The organism is Viscerimonas tarda, assembly GCF_054601255.1.
The window spans coordinates 39,563-56,537 of sequence record NZ_BAAHWV010000023.1 but is presented as its reverse complement, the minus strand read 5'-3'; the positions used below and the strand labels follow the sequence as shown (position 1 = coordinate 56,537).

The 16,975-nt window shown below is 45.3% G+C and carries 14 protein-coding genes; 2 read left to right on the top strand and 12 right to left on the bottom strand.

All coding sequences use genetic code 11. The features are described from left to right. Positions 1-393: hypothetical protein (locus tag ACYPWY_RS10885; RefSeq protein WP_459685555.1), on the bottom strand; the 393-nt coding region annotated here is incomplete at its 3' end. 475 nt (positions 394-868) lie between these two features. On the opposite strand from ACYPWY_RS10885, the gene ACYPWY_RS10880 reads away from it, so the two are divergent. Together ACYPWY_RS10880 and ACYPWY_RS10875 are read left to right on the top strand one after the other, a co-directional pair. Beyond that, on the top strand, positions 869-3,802 hold the full coding sequence (locus ACYPWY_RS10880; RefSeq protein WP_459685554.1) for a calcium-translocating P-type ATPase, PMCA-type: 2,934 nt from the start codon (positions 869-871) through the stop codon (positions 3,800-3,802). Positions 3,803-3,804: 2 nt separating this feature from the next. Then, positions 3,805-5,655, top strand: coding sequence for a YgiQ family radical SAM protein (locus tag ACYPWY_RS10875; RefSeq protein ID WP_459685552.1), 1,851 nt, complete (start codon positions 3,805-3,807; stop codon positions 5,653-5,655). A gap of 143 nt (positions 5,656-5,798) precedes the next feature. On the opposite strand, the gene ACYPWY_RS10870 is transcribed toward ACYPWY_RS10875, so the two are convergent. The 11 genes from ACYPWY_RS10870 to ACYPWY_RS10820 form a co-directional block, all read right to left on the bottom strand. Next, positions 5,799-6,554, bottom strand: a complete 756-nt coding sequence (locus tag ACYPWY_RS10870) for a succinate dehydrogenase/fumarate reductase iron-sulfur subunit (protein WP_459685551.1) — start codon at positions 6,552-6,554, stop codon at positions 5,799-5,801. An 11-nt stretch (positions 6,555-6,565) separates the two neighbouring features. Beyond that, complete coding sequence (locus ACYPWY_RS10865; RefSeq protein ID WP_459685550.1) at positions 6,566-8,509, bottom strand: fumarate reductase/succinate dehydrogenase flavoprotein subunit; 1,944 nt, start codon at positions 8,507-8,509, stop codon at positions 6,566-6,568. Positions 8,510-8,539: 30 nt separating this feature from the next. Beyond that, complete coding sequence (locus ACYPWY_RS10860; RefSeq protein ID WP_459685549.1) at positions 8,540-9,028, bottom strand: hypothetical protein; 489 nt, start codon at positions 9,026-9,028, stop codon at positions 8,540-8,542. 2 nt (positions 9,029-9,030) lie between these two features. Then, positions 9,031-9,699, bottom strand: a complete 669-nt coding sequence (locus tag ACYPWY_RS10855; protein ID WP_459685548.1) for a succinate dehydrogenase/fumarate reductase cytochrome b subunit — start codon at positions 9,697-9,699, stop codon at positions 9,031-9,033. 279 nt (positions 9,700-9,978) lie between these two features. Continuing rightward, complete coding sequence (gene lpxA, locus ACYPWY_RS10850) at positions 9,979-10,764, bottom strand: acyl-ACP--UDP-N-acetylglucosamine O-acyltransferase (protein ID WP_459685547.1); 786 nt, start codon at positions 10,762-10,764, stop codon at positions 9,979-9,981. Between the two features lie 2 nt (positions 10,765-10,766). Next, entirely contained in the window at positions 10,767-12,152 is a 1,386-nt protein-coding gene (locus ACYPWY_RS10845; RefSeq protein WP_459685546.1) for a bifunctional UDP-3-O-[3-hydroxymyristoyl] N-acetylglucosamine deacetylase/3-hydroxyacyl-ACP dehydratase, read from the bottom strand. Between the two features lie 38 nt (positions 12,153-12,190). Further along, positions 12,191-13,234, bottom strand: coding sequence for a UDP-3-O-(3-hydroxymyristoyl)glucosamine N-acyltransferase (lpxD, locus tag ACYPWY_RS10840; RefSeq protein WP_459685557.1), 1,044 nt, complete (start codon positions 13,232-13,234; stop codon positions 12,191-12,193). 120 nt (positions 13,235-13,354) lie between these two features. Then, entirely contained in the window at positions 13,355-14,344 is a 990-nt protein-coding gene (locus ACYPWY_RS10835; protein ID WP_459685545.1) for a hypothetical protein, read from the bottom strand. A 6-nt stretch (positions 14,345-14,350) separates the two neighbouring features. Beyond that, complete coding sequence (gene purD / locus ACYPWY_RS10830; RefSeq protein WP_459685544.1) at positions 14,351-15,622, bottom strand: phosphoribosylamine--glycine ligase; 1,272 nt, start codon at positions 15,620-15,622, stop codon at positions 14,351-14,353. 86 nt (positions 15,623-15,708) lie between these two features. Further along, positions 15,709-16,116: an ExbD/TolR family protein gene (locus ACYPWY_RS10825; RefSeq protein ID WP_459685543.1), complete on the bottom strand. Its 408-nt coding sequence runs from the start codon at positions 16,114-16,116 to the stop codon at positions 15,709-15,711. 33 nt (positions 16,117-16,149) lie between these two features. After that, positions 16,150-16,860, bottom strand: coding sequence for a MotA/TolQ/ExbB proton channel family protein (locus tag ACYPWY_RS10820; RefSeq protein WP_459685542.1), 711 nt, complete (start codon positions 16,858-16,860; stop codon positions 16,150-16,152). Between the last annotated feature and the right edge of the window lie 115 nt (positions 16,861-16,975).

The window sequence follows — 16,975 nt, the reverse complement described above, 5'->3', positions numbered from 1 at the left end:
TATATTATTGTATTGATTGGGATTGTCGTGTGCTGGGCGTATGCCATACGCCCCTACGGATGCAACCGATGAATGGCGCCCCGCAATGACAGAAAATGGACGAATTATAAATTTATTTGCGAAAATCTGCGCAATCCGCGAAATTAGCGTTCCAAATGCACCATATTTGTTAAAATACGCGCACGAAAACGCGCCTCCGATAAAAATCGGCGGTAACATATTTTCAGAAAATAAATCAGGTTGTTTGTGTGAAAAGAAAAAATTTATTATCTTTCGCGAGAGTGAGCGTCTCTCTCTCTCTCTCTCTCTCTCTAATAAAATAGCTGTAACTGCCAAATAATCAGGAGAAAATCTGTCGTTAAAAATTACACAATTGTCAGTAAGATCAGCCATTAAAATCCGGTTATAAATCCGTACCAAGTTACAAAATTGAGTAAAGAATCCGCCAACCTAATGACGAAAGCATTCAAAACAGTCGTTAAATGTAATATGGTTTTTATTATATAACAAGCTACTTTGTGAAAGAAGGTGAAAATATGTAGTATTTTGGGTGGAATTCATACCTCACCCCCGGCCCCTCTCCAACGGGAGAGGGGAGGGAGCGCTTTTTCTGGGTTTGGCTAATTGTTCACCCGTAAGCTGAAGCATACGGTTAATAAAGTGTCGTCCCTGCGGGACTAAGTTTGTTTCTGTCGCTGTCATTGCGGGCCCCGACCCGCAATCTCCCGAGCATGGAACAAAACTCCTATTATTTTTGCAAAGATACAAAAATAATGTGCCAATAGGCCAATGTGAATAATTAGACTAATATTTTATAATCATAAAGATTCGTTCTATCTTTGATGCCGAAATTAATGTAAACGCTTGGATGAAAACTAAAAATCACATAACAGGCCTGACCAACGAGCAGGTTCTTGAAAGCCGTAAGAAGTATGGCGCCAATATTTTAACGCCTCCAGCCAAGGAGTCGTTGTGGAAAATGCTTCTCGAAAAGTTTGAAGACCCTATTGTCCGGATTTTGATTATTGCCGCCTTTCTGTCCTTGGCAATTGCTGTTTTTCAGCATATTTCGACGGGTGTTGGGCATTATTCCGAAACCATTGGCATTTTTTGCGCTATTTTTCTGGCTACCGGCGTGGCGTTTTGGTTTGAAATGGACGCAAACAAAAAGTTCGACGTGCTTAATCAGGTGAATGACAGCATTTCGGTGAAGGTGATTCGCAACGGGAATGTGATTGAGGTTCCGAAATGCGATATTGTTGTTGGCGACATTGTCTTGCTCGAAACGGGCGAGGAGGTTCCTGCCGATGGTGAACTGCTGGAGGCTATCTCGCTGCAAATCAACGAATCGTCCCTGACCGGAGAACCGGTTATTGATAAAACCACCAATCCCGACGACTTTGATGATGAGGCCACTTATCCTTCCAATCGGGTCATGCGCGGCGCCAGTGTGGTGGATGGTCATGGCACATTTGTTGTCGAGAAGGTAGGGGATGCCACCGAATACGGTAAAGTGGCCACAAAATCGGCTGAGATGACGGGTGAAATAACCCCGCTGAACGAGCAGCTGGATGGCTTGGCCAAGTTTATAAGTGTGGTGGGACTTGTTCTTGCCGTACTTACGTTCTCTGTCCTGTTCCTGAAGGATATTTTTGGCGGGAATGTTTCTTATGCGCTGGGGCAATTGGGTTTGCTTGGCGCTGTTATTACCGGTTTAGTTATTTCATTGATAAAAATCTGGTTGCCAATTGTCTATGATGGACTGGAGGCTATCGGTAAGAAAAAGGAATTGCCCTCAAGCGTAGAAAAAGGCGGCTGGCTGAGGTGGCTGGGTTCAGGCATTTTGGCCTTTACCGTATTGGCGGGTATTGGCTCTATTTTTGGCGTAAATCCCTTAGCCTCGGCTTCGTGGATAGATTTGGAGAGCGCCGGACGGATATTGCAATACTTTATGGTGGCTGTTACGCTTATCGTGGTCGCCGTTCCCGAAGGATTGCCGATGGGCGTTACCCTGAGCTTGGCGCTGAGTATGCGCCGCATGTTGAAAACAAATAACCTTGTCCGTAAAATGCACGCCTGCGAAACAATGGGCGCTACCACCGTAATTTGTACCGACAAGACGGGTACGCTGACACAAAACCAGATGCGGGTATCCGAAACGGCATTTTATGGTATCGAAAACCAAGTATTGGACGACAACGAAACAAGCAATCTGATAAAAGAAAACATCAGCATAAATTCGACTGCTTTTCTCGATTTTTCGGATCCTGACAAAGTGAAAACGCTTGGAAACCCCACAGAGGCCGCGTTGCTGCTTTGGTTGCACAATAAGGGGGTAAATTACCTGAACATGCGCGAAGAGGCGAAGATTATCGACCAGTTGACCTTCTCCACCGAACGCAAATACATGGCAACCTTGGTCGATTCTCCCAATTTGGGAAAGAAAATACTGTATGTTAAGGGCGCTCCCGAGATTGTTTTATCGAAGTGTGTCGGCGTTTTAACCGCCGGTGGTTTGGCGCCTGTTCCAGCCGAAAAAGAAAAAATAGAACACGAACTGTTAACATATCAGAATCAGGCGATGCGTACGCTTGGCTTGGCCTATAAAGTTATCGCCGAACAGGAGGATGACCCCATGATAGAGGAGCTTGCCGGGAATAACCTGGTATTTTTGGGTGTTGCAGCTATCTCCGACCCTGTCAGGGAGGATGTTCCGGCAGCTGTGGCGAAGTGCCTCCATGCCGGCATTGATGTGAAAATAGTAACCGGCGATACCCCCGGAACAGCCAGAGAAATTGGTCGGCAAATTGGGATATGGACAGAATCGGATACCAACGAAAACATGATTACAGGCTCCGATTTTGCCGCCCTGCCGGATAAGGAGGCTTTCGAGAGGGTGATGTCTTTAAAAATTATGTGCCGCGCCAGGCCAACCGACAAGCAACGCCTCGTTGAGTTGCTGCAAAAAAACGGCGCCATTGTAGCCGTAACCGGAGACGGAACAAACGACGCCCCCGCCCTGAATCATGCCAATGTAGGCCTGTCGATGGGCACAGGAACGGCTGTTGCCAAGGAAGCCAGCGATATAACCTTGCTCGACGATTCGTTCAACAGCATTGCAACGGCTGTTATGTGGGGACGTTCGCTGTATAAAAATATCCAGCGCTTTCTGTATTTTCAGCTGACCATTAATGTGGCGGCTTTGGCGCTTGTTTTTCTCGGTTCTATTTTTGGCAGCGACCTGCCTCTGACGGTTCCACAGATGCTTTGGGTCAACCTGATTATGGATACCTTTGCCGCTGCGGCCCTGGCCTCGCTGCCACCCGACGAAAATGTGATGAAAGACAAGCCCCGGCACAATAAAGATTTTATTATTACGCCCTCCATGCGGAATGGTATCCTCTTCAGCGGCATTTCGTTTGTTGTTGTTCTGCTGGCGCTGCTATCCGGCTTCTCGAACAACGAATGCCTGAATGTGCTGTTCGAGGATATAGAAGAGCCGCTACGGCATACTTACTCGCTCTCGTTTTTCTTTACATTCTTCGTCATGCTTCAGTTCTGGAACATGTTCAATGCGAAAGCCTTCCAGACAAAAAGAACGGCATTCAGCGGTCTGAAAGGGAGTTCGGGATTTATTACGGTGCTGCTGGTTATACTGATTGGTCAGCTCTTTATTGTTGAGTTTGGAGGAAGCGTTTTCCGCACCGTACCGCTGAACCTGCGCGATTGGCTGATAATTATTGCTTCAACTTCGCTGGTATTGTGGGTTGGAGAGCTGATACGATTGATAAAAAAGAAATAAGCGTGAAAGACTATAAGCTGACCGACTGGCTGCCCACCACAAAAAAAGAAGTGGAAATCAGGGGATGGGACGAATTGGATGTCGTGCTGTTCTCGGGTGATGCATACATCGATCATCCGTCTTTCGGCGCGGCTGTAATCGGACGAATACTGGAGGGGGAAGGCCTTAAAGTGGCCATCGTACCCCAACCTAACTGGCGAGACGACCTGCGCGATTTTAAGAAGTTGGGCAAACCCCGCTTGTTTTTTGGCGTGTCAGCCGGCGCTATGGATTCCATGGTCAATCATTATACCGCCAACAAAAGGCTCCGGTCGAACGATGCCTATACGCCTGACGGAAAAGCAGGTATGCGCCCCGACCGGGCATCGGTTGTTTATGCGAACATCCTGAAAGAGCTTTTTCCCGATGTGCCGGTGTTGCTTGGTGGCATAGAGGCTTCTCTTCGCCGCGTAGCTCATTACGACTATTGGGAGGATGTGTTGCACCGGCCAATATTGATCGGGTCTAAAGCCGATTTGCTGGTTTACGGCATGGGCGAACTGCCCCTGAAAGCTATTGTGGAACGCCTGAAAAACGGCGAATCGTTCAATAGCCTGAAAGACATCCCTCAAACGGCCTATCTGGAAGATGTGCAAACAAACCTTGGCCAATACACAGACAGGGAAGATATTCAGCTGTTTTCGCACGAGGAATGTAGAAAGGATAAGCTGAAACAAGCCAAAAACTTCCGAATTGTCGAAGAGCAATCGAACCGGATGCAGGCCAGCCGTATTCTTCAAAAGTGCGAGGACAAGCTTGTTGTCATCAATCCGCCTTATCCACCTATGAATGAGGCCGAAATAGATGCGTCGTTCGACCTGCCCTACACCCGGTTGCCCCACCCCAAATACAAGGATAAAACAATTCCGGCCTTTGAAATGATCAAGTTCTCGGTCAATATTCATCGGGGCTGTTTTGGCGGCTGTGCCTTCTGTACCATATCGGCTCACCAAGGGAAATTTATTGCTTCCCGCTCTAAAAGGTCGATACTGAAAGAGGTTGAACAGATAAAAGAAATGCCCGGTTTTAAAGGCTACCTGAGCGATTTGGGCGGCCCGTCGGCCAACATGTACGCCATGAAGGGGAAAGAGCTGGAGATTTGTTCCAAATGCAAAAAGCCATCGTGTATTTACCCCAAACCTTGCGACAATCTGGATATGAATCATGCCCGATTGCTGGAAATTTACAAATCGGTAGATGCGATTCGGGGAATAAGGAAATCGTTTATCGGCAGCGGCGTTCGTTACGATATGCTTCTGCACAAAAATAAAGAGGCGAAACTGAATAAAATTTCGGAAGAATACATCGAAGAACTAGTTAAGAACCACGTTTCGGGCAGGCTAAAAGTAGCGCCGGAACATACCTCCGACAAGGTGCTGGAATGTATGCGAAAGCCTGATTTCCAGCAATTCTATGCCTTTAAGAAGCTGTTTGACAAGATAAATGCCGACAATCGCCTGAATCAACAACTAATTCCCTACTTTATATCATCGCATCCCGCCTGTTACGAGGCAGATATGGCCGAACTGGCTGCTATCACCAAGCCATTGGGCTTCAATCTGGAGCAGGTACAGGATTTCACCCCCTCGCCCATGACGCTGGCAACCGAAATGTATTACACCGGCTACCATCCCTACACCCTTGAAAAAGTATATGCCGCCAAAACCAAAGAAGAAAAACTACGGCAAAGACAGTACTTCTTCTGGTACGACAAAAGCTACCAACCCGAAATAATAAAATCGCTAAGACGCTTGAGGAGAGAAGATTTGATTAATAAGTTGTATTTTTTGGGGAAGGGGAATAATAATGGGTAATGGTTAATCCGCGCTAGCCCGACAACCCGAAACCTTGAAACTTGAACCTTGAAACTTTGAACTTTGAACCTGAAACTTTAAACGATACAACAAAGGCCATTCCTGCAAAGAAATGGCCTTCTATTTTTAGGGAATATCCCGTCTTAGTCCTTAAACTTCGCTTTCAGGAATTCGCGGTTCAGGCGGGCGATGTTGCTTACTGATACGCTCTTCGGACATTCAACTTCACAGGCTTGTGTGTTTGTGCAGTTTCCAAATCCCAGTTCGTCCATTTTGGCAACCATGGCTTTTGCGCGGCGAGCGGCTTCCACCTTTCCTTGAGGAAGGAGAGCCAGCTGACTGACTTTTGCCGACACGAACAGCATGGCCGATCCGTTTTTACAAGCGGCTACACACGCTCCGCAACCGATACACGAAGCAGAGTCCATCGCTTCGTCGGCATCAATTTTAGAGATTGGAATGGCATTGGCATCGGGCACGCCTCCGGTGTTGATAGAAACGTATCCTCCGGCCTGTATGATTTTATCGAACGCATTGCGGTCAACCATCAGGTCGCGGATAACGGGGAATGCTGCCGAACGCCAAGGTTCGATAGTAATAGTTTCGCCGTCTTTAAACTTGCGCATGTGCAATTGGCAGGTAGTAACGTCTTCGTCCGGCCCGTGAGGATGTCCGTTGACGTAAAGGCTACACATACCGCAAATACCTTCGCGACAGTCGTGGTCGAATACTACCGGTTCTTTTCCGTCATTAATCAGTTTTTCATTCAGGACGTCTAACATTTCCAGAAACGAACTGTTAATAGATACTTCATCAAGTTTATATGTTTCGAAAGCTCCTTTTTCTTTTGGCCCTCTCTGACGCCATACTTTCAGCGTTATATTGATTGTTTTGTCCATTTTTCTTTGAGTTATGCTTTGTAATTACGTTGTTGTCTAACCACAAATTCGTAGTCAAGAGGTTCCTTTACCAGTTCGGGTTCTTGATCTTCTCCTGCATATTTCCAACAAGCGACATACGAAAATTCATCATCGCGTCTGAGGGCTTCCCCTTCGGGCGTTTGATATTCTTCGCGGAAATGTCCACCACACGATTCGTTCCGGTTGAGACCGTCCCTGGCCATCAATTCTCCTATTTCGAGGAAGTCTGCCAGCCGGATCGCTTTTTCCAGTTCGGTATTCAAGGTATCGGATTTGCCCGGGATGCGCACATTCGACCAAAAATCCTTTTTCAAGGCTTTGATGTCTTCAAGCGCTTTTTCCAAGGATTCTTTTGTCCGTCCCATTCCCACGAAATCCCACATGATTATACCCAGTTTCTTGTGAATTGAATCAACCGAATGTGTTCCGTTTATCGCCATCAATCTGGCAATTTTCTTTTGCAGAGCGCTTTCGGCTTCCACAAATTCGGGTAAATCGGTACTGAAACGTGGAACTGATATTTGATCGGCCAAGTAGTTCTGTATGGTGTATGGCAATACAAAATAACCGTCGGCCAAACCCTGCATCAATGCCGATGCGCCCAAACGATTTGCTCCGTGGTCGGAGAAGTTGGCTTCACCGATGGCGAACAATCCGGGTATGGATGTCTGCAATTCGTAATCCACCCAAATACCACCCATTGTGTAGTGGATAGCCGGATAAATCATCATCGGGGTTTTATAAGGGTCTTCATCCACAATTTTGTTGTACATCTGGAAGAGGTTGCCATATTTTGCCTCTACTACACTCTGCCCCAGCCGATTGATGGCATCCGAGAAGTCGAGATACACGGCCAATCCGGTAGCTCCTACGCCAAATCCGGCGTCGCATCTTTCTTTTGCGGCACGGGAAGCTACATCGCGGGGAACCAAGTTCCCGAATGCAGGGTAGCGGCGTTCGAGGTAGTAATCGCGGTCTTCGTCTTTTATATCTGTTGGCTTAAGTTTTCCGGCGCGGATGGCTTCCGAATCTTCTTTCTTTTTGGGCACCCAGATACGGCCATCGTTACGAAGCGATTCCGACATCAAGGTCAATTTCGATTGAAATTCGCCGTGTACGGGGATACAAGTTGGGTGAATTTGCGCAAAACAAGGATTGGCAAAATAGGCGCCTTTTTTATACGCTTGTATTGCAACCGATCCGTTCGATCCCATTGCGTTAGTCGAAAGGAAGAACGTGTTTCCATAACCGCCTGTGCCAAAAACTACGGCATGAGCCGAGAAACGTTCAATTTTACCTGTTACCAGGTTGCGAGCGATAATACCGCGAGCGCGCCCGTCGATAATAACCACGTCCAGCATTTCGTAACGGGTGTATAATTTTACCGAGCCTTTGTTTACCTGACGGCTCAATGCCGAGTAGGCGCCAAGCAACAATTGCTGTCCGGTTTGTCCTTTTGCATAAAAAGTACGCGATACCTGCGCTCCACCGAAGGAACGGTTGTCGAGCAAGCCGCCGTATTCGCGTGCAAAAGGTACGCCTTGAGCCACACACTGGTCGATAATGCTGTTTGAGACTTCGGCCAAACGGTGAACATTTGCTTCGCGGGCGCGGTAGTCGCCACCTTTAATGGTGTCGTAGAACAAGCGGTAAACCGAGTCTCCGTCGTTCTGGTAGTTTTTTGCTGCATTGATACCACCTTGTGCGGCAATGGAGTGAGCGCGGCGGGGTGAATCCTGAATACAGAAATTCAGCACATTGAAACCGAGTTCGCCGAGGGATGCTGCAGCCGATGCACCGGCCAAACCTGTACCGACCACAATTATATCGAGCCGTCTTTTGTTGGCGGGATTAACAAGTTTTTGGTGGTCTTTGTAGTTCGTCCATTTTTCGGACAACGGACCTTTGGGGATTTTTGAATCTAATTGTGTCATATTCTTATATTATTTGTTACCTGAATGAAATTAAAAAAACAAACCTAAATTGAATAGAAGGGATGCCGTCGCATTTTGCGATTTTTCCGATTTATTCGTTATTGTCCATTGCGGCCCTTTGTCAATTAGATTTCCCACCCCAATTCCGGCTTGAAACAGTTTTTTTGATCTATAAACAAACACAGGGCCTAACCATGAAGCATAGTGATTATTGCCAAAGCCTTGATGAAAATACTGAAAAGACACAAACGAAGAATTAACGCCGTCTTTCAGGTGATAATTGAGTCCACCGCCAAAGCTACTAATACCTACGCCCAATTGCACTCCTAAACGTCTCCCTGCCAACACCTCCAAGTCAGCGCCAATCAAAGAGCCTCCACCCATCATTACTCCCGCACTGAGAGCAGTTGTCTTTATCTCTTTGTCATTTTTCAACAGCGCATCATTTTCCGATGTTTGTCCGTGAAGGAGGGACGAAAATGCAACGAACAGAATCAATAAAATTATCCGGTCTTTCATATTTAACAGCATAAGAAATGTTTAACTGTGAAAAAAACCGGAACAATTGCAAAACCAATCATAATAATTGTTGCAACAACATTTGAGATAAATTTCAATCGGGGATACCATGTTTTCCCGTTCAGGCCCAGCGTTTGGAATGCACTCCATATTCCGTGCGTTAGATGAAACCAAATTGCCACCAACCAAACAATGTAAATAACTGAATAACAAGGACAAGAGAACAGTTCGGTTACTAATCCCGAACCTTTGGATACGGCATCCGGCAAGTGCAGCAATTCGGCGAATTGCATTTTGTACCAAAAGTTCCACAAGTGAAGAACCAAGCCCAATACAACGACCAGGCCCAACACATACATGTTCTTTGCAGTCCATTCGGTTTGTGTTTTGCCGGAAGAACCATACTTGTCCGCCCCTCGCGCTTTCCGATTTTGAAGCGTCAGCAAGGTAGCGTAAATGACATGAACTGCTACACCGCCCGCTAATACCAAAGTGGCCGCCACGGCATACCAGTTTGCTCCCAGAAATTCACATATCATATCATACCCTTCGGCTGAAAAAACCAGCACCAAGTTCATCGACATGTGAAACAGCAAAAACAAGACAAGAAAAATACCGGAAACGCTCATGATGAACTTCCGACCAATAGAAGAATTAAGTAACCAACTCATACAATTAAATAGTTTTTAGTTATATTTTAGATTAGATTTATTGATTTTCGCCAATTGACAAACTATGCAAAATTGTTTATTCTTTAAAGTCATACAAAAATAGCTTAAACTTGAGGATTATCAAAAAGAAACAAATACAAAATTCAACTCTTTGTGCAATTAATCCCTTATTTTTCATAGATGTAAAGATAATTATCAATGCGGAGGGCGACCCTTGTGGTCGCCTACTGCTTTGTTGTCATTGCGGGATCGACCCGCAATGACAGCCGGAACCAGTCCCTACATATATCCCCTCACAATACCGCGGGGCGAATTTTTAATAAAATTCACCACCAGTTCTACTTCCGGCGTTTTTGCAAAATCTTTTTCTATTTTGGCAACGGCATCCGAAAAGTTCAGTCCTGCCTGGTATATCAACCGGTACATTTCCTGTATTTCATTGATTTTTTCGTTCGTAAAACCACGGCGGCGCAATCCGACCAGATTTATCCCCGAATAAGAAACAGGTTCCCTTCCGGCAACGATAAACGGCGGAATATCTTTCCCCAAGCGTGTTCCGCCCTGAATCATAACATGTTCGCCGATTCGTGTAAACTGGTGAACAAGAGAGCCTCCGCTCAGGATGGCGTTGTCGTAAATTTCAACTTCGCCGGCCAATTGGGTTGCATTTCCGACTATGATGTTGTTTCTCAGCTCGCAATCGTGTGCTACGTGGGAGTAAGCCATTAAAAGGCAATTGTTTCCTACTACCGTTTTTCCTTTGGATGCTGTGCCCCTGTTTATGGTGGCGCATTCCCTGACGGTGGTAGCGTCGCCGACAATGGCAAGTGTTTCTTCGCCTTTGAATTTGAGGTCTTGTGGTATTCCGGCGATAACCGCTCCGGGGAATATCCTGCAATTTTTACCCAAACGTGCTCCTGAGCGCAGATTTGCGCCGGACATGATATACGAACCATCGCCTACTTCAACGTTTTTGTCGATAAAGGCGAAAGGTTCAACAACTACATTTTCACCGATTTTTGCATCGGGATGAATACTTGCTAATGATGATATAGTAGATGACATAACTATTTATTTTTTACTATTTGTGCGGTAAATTCTGCTTCCGAAACAACTTTTTCACCAACAAAAGCATAGCCCTTCATGTTGGCGATTCCCCGCCGGATGTCGCTTATCAGGTGAAGACGAAAAATCAGGGTGTCTCCGGGTACTACTTTATGGCGGAACTTCACGTTGTCTATTTTGAGAAAATAGGTCGAATACAATTCGGGTTCATCTACGCCCGACAGTATCATAACCCCACCTATCTGCGCCATAGCCTCCACCTGCAAAACGCCCGGCATAACGGGCTCCTGCGGGAAATGGCCTTGGAAGAAAGGTTCGTTTGTTGTCATATTCTTGACGCCGACAATGTGCTTTGGCCCTATTTCGATGATTTTATCGACCATCAGGAAGGGGTAGCGGTGAGGCAACAAGGTTTTAATTTTATTAATATCAAAAACAGGTTCCAGATTGGGGTCATATACCGGTGGCTGCACGTCGCTCATCTTAATCTGCTTGCGTATCAGCCTGGCCATTTTATTGTTGATGTGATGCCCCGGACGGGTAGCAATTACACGGCCTTTCAAGGGTTTTCCTATCAAGGCCATATCGCCTATTATATCCAATAGCTTATGGCGAGCCGGTTCGTTGGGATAGATGATGGATTTATTATTCAGGTACCCCAATTCGCAGGCATCTTTGTGTGGAACGCCCAGCAAATCGGCCAATTTATCGAGTTGCTCCTGCGAAACCTGTCGCTCGTAAATAACTATTGCATTGTCGAGGTCGCCGCCTTTTATCAGTCCGGCTTCGAGTAGTTTCTGGATTTCGCGGACAAACACAAAGGTTCTGCTTTGTGCTATCTCTTTTTCAAAGTCCTCCATATTATCGAGGGTGGCCGACTGATTGGGGATATATTTCGAGTCGAATTCGATAAAAGAGTTTATGCAAAACTTGTCGTCGGGCAAAAGAATTAACTTGGAACCTGTTTCCTCGTCAAAAACCTCCATTTTCCGTCTAACAACAAAATAATCGCGGTTGTCATTTTGTTCAACCAGTCCGGTTTTCTTAATTTGTTCAACATACCTGATCGAACTTCCGTCAAGGATTGGGAATTCGGGTGCATTGACTTCTATCAGGCAGTTATCTACATCCATGGCATACAAGGCCGACATCGCATGTTCTACGGTGCTTATTTGTACATCATTTTGTATTAAGACTGTTCCCCGCTGCGTTGCGCCGACATTTTCGGCAAGTGCATCAATTACCGGCTGGTTGGGTAAGTCAACTCTTTTTATTTTATATCCGTGATTCTCGGGAGCAGGGTTAAAAGTGATGGTTATAGCCAAACCGGTGTGTAATCCTTTTCCTTCTAAAGTAAAGCTTTCTTTTAAGGTTTTCTGTCTATCCATTTTAGGTTTTATATGCCGGCGTTTTGCCGTTTTTTTTATTACTTGTTTAATTGTTCTTTAAGTGAATCGAGTTCTCGTTGCATCTGATTAATTTGGCGGTACATGTCGGGAAGTTTCGAGAAAACGGCGCTCGACCTGAAGAAGTTCTTTATGGGGATGGCCGGCGAACCTATAATTTGAGCGCCTTCCTTGGTGCTGCTGATTATTCCCGATTGGGCGCCAATGCTGGTGTTATCGGCAATTGTGATGTGCCCCGAAAGGCCTACTTGTCCGCCCAGCACACAATGTTTCCCTATTTTTGTAGAACCCGATACCCCCACTTGCGAAGCCATGGCGGTATGTTCACCCACTTCTACGTTGTGGGCAATCTGTATCAAATTATCCAGTTTAACTCCTTTTCTGATAATGGTGGCTTCCATCACAGCCCTGTCGATGGTTGTATTGGCGCCAATTTCAACATCGTCTTCGATGATGACAATACCCAGTTGAGGTATTTTTTTGTAAACCCCGTTTTCGGGGGCGAAACCAAATCCATCGGAGCCGATAACAGTACCGGCATGAATAATGCAATTGCTTCCGATTTTACAGTTGGCATATATTTTTACGCCGGGGTACAGAACAGTATTCTCTCCAATCGCTACATTTGCGCCGACATATACTTGCGGGTATATCTGCGAACCCTTGCCTATGGTCGCCTTGTTGGCAATGTAGGCAAATGCTCCGACATACACGTCGTTCTCTATTTTTGCATCTCCGGCTATAAAAGAATTAGGCTCAATCCCTTTTTTCCTGGGATTGGTAAGACTATCGACCATTTCGAGCAGGATAGCTAAAGCCGCATACGCATTGGCTACACGAATCAAGGTGGCTTCGACGGGTTGTTCGAGTACAAAATCGGCGTTAACGAGTACAACGCTCGCTTTTGTCCCGTAAAGATAGTGGGCGTATTTGGGGTTGGCTAAAAACGTTAGAGTTTCGGGCTTACCTTCTTCTATTTTTGAAAATTGTTTAACTTTTACATTCGGATTCCCTTCAACTATACCGTGTAGAACATCCGCAATTTGTTGCGCAGAAAATGATATTTGCATAAATGTTATATATGTATTTCTTGTTCAACCTGCAAAATAAGGAATAACTTTTCAAATATGAACATTTTCAGGCCTAAAATATTCATTTTTTGCAATTATCTTATTGTCATTTCCTTATTCCATGAATAAACAGGCGTAATTGGCAAAATAAAAAACAGCCACCAGGATAAAGAAACAGACTTTCCACTTCTTGTTTGCGAGGGCAAAAAAATGCGACAGGATAAACCCCGCTATGACAATTGCTATCGCCCAATTGTGCGGGAAATGCTGAGAAAACAGCAGGTATATTAATGCCGAAAAAAGAAGCATAAACCGGAGAAAGGCGAAATTTGCCCTGACCTGTATCTTATCTTTAAACTCGCTGAGGTGATTATTTATCAGGATAATGATAGCTGTTGCAGCGCATACCAGCAGGATAATCACACTTTTTATGTCCATCTCTAAAATGGAGAAATCGAAAAAGTTATTCCATCCCGAAACGAAATAGCTCAGCGCATCGTCTTGTTCCCTGACAAAAAACAGGTATAAGAATACCGGCCAGTAAACCATCACCACAGCAAACAGCGATGCCAGAAAAACTTTGAAGCTGAAACTCCTCATCACCGAAAAACCTACCCAGAATACAATCAGGTAGATTAACAATGACGGGATAGCAAAGCTGGCTAATGCAAGGATAACCCCAATACCAAATGCCTGCTTCGATGCTTTGGGCTCCTGATACGAACTGAACAGAATATTTACCGACCACAACACCGCAACGATTCCGATATAGGGCGAAATGGCACAGATGAGGCCGGGTGAACTGCTCAAAAGAAATAGAGCGAAAACATACGGAAGAGATGTTTTGCCCCGTATGAGTGCATATTTTATGTTCAGATGCGTTAGTTGCAGCCCGATGCCGATAGTAAACAGCAAGCTGCAAATAAATAAAACATAGCGGCTCTCGAAAGGCAAGTCCAGATTCTCCGGTATAAAATCTCCTTCCTCGGGGACAGAATCAGCTGTCGCGAATAAAAGCCCAAGTCGTAGCAAAACGACAAGAAAAGTAGATAGATATATCAGACCCCTGTTTTCGGCAATGTATTTCCGGTATCTTTTTATCACTACGTCCTATTTGAGGTCGAAACCAATGTCTTTTCTGTAATATTTGCCCTCGAAACTGATTTTCCGGGCATTTTCGTTGGATTTGCTCAATGCTTCTTCTTTTGTTTTTCCATAGGAGCTAAGGGCCATCACCCGTCCTCCGCTGGTTACGATTTGGCCTGCCGATTTTTTCGTGCCGGCCTGAAAAACGATACTGTCTTTCACGTCCTCCAGCTTCGATATGGCATCGCCTTTTTTATAATCGCCCGGGTAGCCGCCGGCAACCAGTACAATGGTGGTTGCATAACGCTCGTCTATCTCCATGTTTTTTTCCGAAAGGTTTTGATTGGCTACACCCTCCAGAAGTTCAACAAAGTCCGATTTGATGCGGAGCATGACTACCTCGGTCTCGGGGTCGCCCATCCGCACATTGTATTCAATGGTCATGGGTTCTCCTTTTACTTCAATTAAGCCCAGGAATATGAAGCCTTTGTAATCTATTTTGTCCTTCTTCAAGCCTTCTACAGTCGGGATGATAATGCGCTCTTCCACTTTCTTCATAAAAGTTTCGTCGGCAAAAGACACCGGCGAAACGGCTCCCATTCCTCCGGTATTGAGGCCTGTATCGCCCTCTCCAATGCGCTTATAGTCCTTCGCCACCGGCAGTATTTTATACGAATCGCCATCTGTCAGCACAAAAACAGAACATTCTATTCCCGACAGGAATTCTTCTATCACCACCGTTTTGCTGGCATCGCCAAACATGCCGCTTAGCATCTGCCGCAATTCGTGCCTGGCTTCGTCCAAATCCTGAATAATCAATACGCCTTTTCCGGCAGCTAATCCATCAGCTTTCAGCACATAAGGCGCATCCAGTTGTTCGAGAAACCGGTAGCCATCCTCAAGCGTATCCAGCGTAAAGCTTTTGTACCTTGCCGTGGGGATATTGTGGCGCTGCATAAATTGTTTGGCAAAATCCTTGCTACCTTCCAGTTGCGCTCCCTCTTTCGAAGGGCCGATTACAGGTATATCCTTCAATAAAGCATCGTTTCCGAAAAAATCATAAATGCCTTTCACCAAAGGGTCTTCGGGGCCAACAATTACCATGTTGATGCTTTTTTGAAGCACGAAATCCTTTATCGCCGGAAAATCGGTGGCAGCAATCGCCACATTCTCGGCAATGCCGTCTGTTCCGGCGTTACCCGGCGCTACATAGAGGTTCTTAACTTTATCGCTTTGTTTTATTTTCCAAGCCAGGGCATGTTCGCGCCCTCCGCTTCCCAGTAATAGTATGTTCATATAATAGTAATTAGCAAATTAGCAAATTAGCAAATGTCTCATTATTCAATTTGCTGATTAACTAATTTTTAGATTTACTAATTGATTTAGTCTTTTTGTGTAAACAATATCATTTTCACCCGCAGCTTGTTGCCTATGTCGATAACGTTTACTACTTCTTGCAGATTCAGGGTTTTATCGGCCTGAAGCAATACGTTTACTTCTTCTCCTTCGGGCAGATTTGTTACGATGGCCGACAAGGCAGGCTCTATTTCGTCGAAGCTAAGGGCTTTGTTTTCGACAAAATACTGCAAGTCGGAGGTGATTACCAAGCTGATATTTTTCTTGGTTACCACATTTTCGGATGTGGAGGATTTGGGCAACAGCACTTTGATGGCTGCCGGCGTTACCATGGTCGATATAATCAGGAAGAACAGCAAGAGAAAGAACATGATGTCGTTCAACGATGCTGTATATACTTCTGCTGTTCTTGTTTTTCTACGTTCTATTTTCATTGTTTTCTGTTTTATAGGGCTATGCGATTTTTCTCATAAACCGGCAGCTTCCTTTTTGGAGGTTTTAACAGCCTTCAATATTTCATTCGAGCTTTTGTCGATATTGAGAACAAGCTTGTCGATGCGTCCATTTAAAACATTGAATCCCGAGTAGGCGATGATTCCCACCAAAAGCCCCGTTCCCGAGCAAATCATTTTTTGGTACAAACCGTCCGAAATGGCGGCAATATTCAAATCGCCGGTTGCCGAAATATTGTAGAATATCTGAATGATACCGAAGATTGTACCCAAGAATCCGAGCATGGGAGCAACGGATGCAGTCAGGCCCAGGTAATTCATTCCCCGTTCGAGTAGCGATATTTGCTGGCGGGCTTCAATTTGTATCGAATTTTCTATTTCTTCTGTTGTGTTTTCAACTTCTCTAAGTCCGGCGGCGACCACTTTTGCCGTTGCATAAGGTCTTTCGAGGCTGAATTTAAGCGCCTTGTCTATTTTATTCTCGTGTACCAGTTCCAACACCCTCGAAAACCATACCGAATCGTTTTTACCTAAGCGACTGATGACCATCCACCGTTCGATAATCAGGTAAATAGACAGCAGCGAGAGCAAAAAGAGCGGAAGCATAATCCAACCGCCTTTAAGAATCAGGTCGAAATAACTGGCGCTTGCAAGAGGCGCTGCCGCAGTTTCTGCAAGTTCGGAAACGGTTGTCTGGGTGGTTTGAAGTAAAATGGATATGTTCATGATTTGTTGTTATAATATTTTTAATAATCTTTCATTTTCCCTAAAAACACAAAATTCGACAAAAAAACCATACAACGATAGCTTTCTTGCCGAATTTAATATTTTTTATTACCGT